Origin of the sequence: Staphylococcus sp. OJ82, assembly GCF_000294465.1 — a bacterium.
GTDB classification, from domain to species: domain Bacteria; phylum Bacillota; class Bacilli; order Staphylococcales; family Staphylococcaceae; genus Staphylococcus; species Staphylococcus equorum.
Window position 1 is genome coordinate 1 of sequence record NZ_ALPU01000025.1, and the last position, 4171, is coordinate 4171.

The 4171-nt window shown below is 31.7% G+C and carries 5 protein-coding genes; 3 read left to right on the forward strand and 2 right to left on the reverse strand.

The window, feature by feature from the left end; translation table 11 throughout:
- Positions 1–124: 124 nt before the first annotated feature.
- Together SOJ_RS13990 and SOJ_RS13995 are read right to left on the reverse strand one after the other, a co-directional pair.
- A complete protein-coding gene (locus SOJ_RS13990; RefSeq protein WP_002508778.1) occupies positions 125–550 on the reverse strand; it encodes a GNAT family N-acetyltransferase in 426 nt (141 codons plus the stop codon).
- 11 nt (positions 551–561) lie between these two features.
- Positions 562–981: a fosfomycin resistance bacillithiol transferase FosD gene (locus SOJ_RS13995; RefSeq protein ID WP_000616116.1), complete on the reverse strand. Its 420-nt coding sequence runs from the start codon at positions 979–981 to the stop codon at positions 562–564.
- Between the two features lie 287 nt (positions 982–1268).
- On the opposite strand from SOJ_RS13995, the gene SOJ_RS14000 reads away from it, so the two are divergent.
- Genes SOJ_RS14000 through SOJ_RS14010 form a run of 3 tightly spaced genes read left to right on the forward strand, consistent with a single transcriptional unit; the run spans position 1269 to position 4084 of the window.
- Positions 1269–1862, forward strand: a complete 594-nt coding sequence (locus SOJ_RS14000) for a recombinase family protein (RefSeq protein WP_002508779.1) — start codon at positions 1269–1271, stop codon at positions 1860–1862.
- Positions 1834–3276, forward strand: coding sequence for a Mu transposase C-terminal domain-containing protein (locus SOJ_RS14005; RefSeq protein WP_002508780.1), 1443 nt, complete (start codon positions 1834–1836; stop codon positions 3274–3276). Before SOJ_RS14000 ends, SOJ_RS14005 begins: the two co-directional genes overlap by 29 nt.
- Positions 3269–4084: an AAA family ATPase gene (locus tag SOJ_RS14010; protein WP_002508781.1), complete on the forward strand. Its 816-nt coding sequence runs from the start codon at positions 3269–3271 to the stop codon at positions 4082–4084. The genes SOJ_RS14005 and SOJ_RS14010 overlap by 8 nt, the downstream gene beginning before the upstream one ends.
- Positions 4085–4171 lie beyond the last annotated feature (87 nt).

A 4171-nucleotide genomic window follows, 5' to 3' on the forward strand; every position in this document is an offset into this window, starting at 1 on the left:
TGTTACTTTACTCGATATATGAGAATAATTTTACCCAATAAATGAGAAAGCGCAGTACACTCACTATATAAGTACTGCGCTTTAAGATTGGCTAATAAGCTATTATTGCTAATATGAAATTTCATTAGTTGATACTTTTTGAAAACCCATTAGCTTTATAAAACTTATGTGCATTTTCTCTTTCTGTTCTAATTCCACTATTCAATGTAATTACTTTACAGTTTAACTTGTCAGCTAACTTTTCAGATTCCTTTAACAATAATGAACCGAATCCATTTCCTCTAAAATTTGAATTGACAACGAAAGACAATATACGCATATAATTCCCATCATTTTCATAGAACATCATTCTGCACATGCCACTAAAGCCTATAATTATCTCGTCTTCAATCAGTAGTAGTATATAATAGTCTTTGTGATTATTAATCTTACTTAATCGATGAATAAGTTCTTTACTCGTTGTTGGATATCCTAACTCATAATATAGTTGTAGTAACTTATTGATTTGGTTAAAGTCTTTTTCTTCAAACAATCTTGTATATCTTGTCATAGAGCACCTACTTATTTGTAAAATACCATATGCGGTTTTGTTTCTTTATAATAATTCAATCTATTTTCTAGTGTGCCAGTATGTAACTCTAACTTGTGTCCGTCAGGATCAGTAAAATAAATTGATTGCTTATCTCTTACATCTCTAGTACGCCCTTCTAATATATTCACGTCATTTTCCTTGAACCATTGATACCAATCATTAAATTCACTTTCATCTATAGTAAACGCTACATGTGTGTACGAATATTGAACTTCATTTCGAGGAATGTCTTTTTCTTCGTTTAACGCAACCCATAAGCCACCAATATTGAAATATGCAGTTGTTTTTCCACTTACTAATAATTCGCCACATAAAATATTTTTATAAAAGCGTATCGAATTTTTTAAATCACTAACGGAATAACATATATGATTGATAGATTGTATCATTTTGGGCCTCCTATATCTTAGTATATTGAGATAGTTGCTTTTTGGATGCTACGACTTGATTTAACTCTTATTATATATTTTATCATGTCTAGTATTAATTGTTTTAATATTTCATTTGAAGAGAGTGTGCAGAAAATAACCATTTTCTGTACACTCTCTTTTTATGTCGAAATAAGTGAGTATTACATATATTTGTGTGTTCAAAAACCCAACAAAAAATCTATGTTCACAAAAGACCTTGGAATTAAGTTATGGTACACTGGATATGTATATAGGAGGTTTGTATTTTGAAAATAGGTTATGCAAGAGTTTCAACTGGATTACAAAATTTGAATTTACAGGAGGATCGATTAAACGCATATGGTTGTGAAAAGATATTTAGCGACCATATTAGTGGTTCAAAAAGTAAAAGGCCTGGTTTAGATAAAGCAATTGAATTTGCGAGATCAGGAGACACGATTGTTGCTTGGAGACTAGATAGACTAGGACGTAACATGGAAGATTTAATCACATTAGTTAATGAACTTAACGAACGAGGCGTGAGTTTTCATAGTTTAGAAGAAAATATAACTATGGATAAATCAAGTTCTACAGGACAATTATTATTTCATTTATTCGCAGCGTTTGCAGAATTTGAACGTAACTTAATTTTAGAACGTTCTTCGGCTGGTCGAATTGCAGCTCGTGCCAGAGGACGTTATGGTGGAAGACCTGAAAAATTAAGCAATCAAGATTTGAATTTACTCAAAACACTTTATGATAATGGTACACCAATTAAGACAATTGCAGAACAATGGCAAGTTTCACGCACAACAATTTATCGTTACCTCAATAAATTGGAGGAAAAGGAAGATGAAAAACAAGGAGAAATACCTCACTAATTTTTCTGAAACCAAGCGTAAAGAGGCTATACAAAAGTACGATGTTATTAAACCTTTTATATTAGGAAACAAATCCTTATCGAGTATTTCTAAAAATACAGGCATTGCGTTAAGTACACTTTATAGGTGGGATAAGTTATATAAAGAACAAGGACTTAAGGGGCTAATTTATACGACAAGAGCCGATAAAGGGACACGTAAAATAGAACCAAAGATAATTGATGAAATTGAACGCCTTGCACTTAAAAATAAAAGAAATAGTATTGCTACAATTCATAGGAAAATCGCTAATTATTGTAAAGAGCATAATTTTGATACACCAAGCTATAAACAAGTTTATAGTGTTATTAAAGCAATGCCTAAATCTGTGATTGATTTTTCTCATCAGGGTGAAAAATACTATCACAATAAGTACGATTTAATACAAATAAGAGAATCATCAAGACCAAATGAAATGTGGCAAGCCGACCATACTTTGCTAGATGTCTATATATTAGATCAAAAAGGTAACATCAATAGACCGTGGTTAACCATTATTATGGATGATTATAGTCGTGCAATTGCAGGCTACTTTTTAACATTTGATAGTCCTAATGCCAAGAATACTGCCCTAACACTACATCAAGCTATTTGGAATAAGAGTGATACAAGATGGCCAATATGTGGGATTCCTGAAAAGTTCTATACTGACCATGGAAGTGACTTTACTTCACATCATATGGAACAAGTCGCTGTTGATTTGAAAATTAATTTAATGTTTTCAAAAGTTGGCGTGCCACGAGGTCGTGGAAAAATAGAAAGATTCTTTCAAACAGTCAATCAAACATTCCTAGAGCAAATTCCTGGATATATAAACAATAACGATGAGTTTAAAAATTTACTAGAATTTCAAGAGTTCGAAGAAAAATTACGCCAATTTTTGATTGAAGACTATAATCACAAAGAACACAGTTCTATTGGTTGTTCACCAACAAGTCGATGGAATAGTAATCTCTTTTTCCCCAATATGCCCAGTAGTTTAGAACAACTCGATTTACTCTTACTAGAGATTCCTAAATCTAGAAAAATCCATTCAGATGGTATTCATTTTCAAGGATTTAGATATAGTAATACGAATTTAGCAGCTTATGTAGGTGAATATGTACTGATTCGTTACAATCCCAATGATATGGCTGAAATACGCGTGTTTTATAGAGATGAATTCCTTTGTACAGCTATATCTCCTGATTTATCTGATTATTCAATTGATATAAAGGATATACAACATGCTCGTAGTCAGAGAAGAAAGCACTTGAAACAAAACGCTATTAGCCCTAGTACGACTGACTTAATAAAAGAAGAAAAAAATCAAAGTTATTCACCTCACAAGATAGACAAAAATGTCAAAAAGCTAAAGAGGTATCATAATGACTAAAAAACAGAAGTTCATTGAAACAAAAGAGTACAAACGATTTGCTGAATTTTGTGATGCTTGTATTAAATATCAGTATATTGGTATATGTTATGGTCAACCAGGTGTGGGTAAAACATTATCTTCACGATATTATACCAATTGGGATATTATTGAAAACCAGGTTAACCATAGGGGCTGGAAAGATTTAGCTAATAAAACAACGGACGATATATTATCTGTAGACAAAATATTTTATACTGCACCAGCAGAAAAGCAAACAAGATTGAGTAGTGACTTACACAGTATTAATGGAAGTATTGATTTGGGTCAAAAATTACATGTTTTAAATAAATACGAGCATGAACATAGTGAAAATTTTAGTGATGCATTCCAAGACATTGAACTCATTATAATAGACGAAATTGATAGACTTAAAGTGCAACATTTAGAGCAATTAAGATCTATCTATGATGAACGTGACCTAGCAATGGTATTCATTGGTATGCCAGGTATTGAGAAAAAACTATCTCGTTATCCTCAACTATATTCTCGTATAGGTTTTGCACATGAATTCGATAATTTAAGCAAAGATGAAACACATCATATATTAGAGTATAAGTGGCAAGATCTAGGAGTTGATTTAAAACTTGAAGACTTCACTGACTATGAAGCTATAACAACTATTATTAAAATCACTAAGGGTAATTTTAGACTTATTCATCGCTTGTTTGCGCAGATAGATAGAATTATGGATATAAATGGCTTAGATAAAATCAGCACCGAGGTTGTAGAAACAGCAAGAGACAGTTTGGTCATAGGTATACGATAATAGAAAAAGCAACGTACCATATTAAAGTACGCTGCTTTTTCTCATTTATTAAGTGAAATTATTCTCATATACCAAGTAAAGTGACAA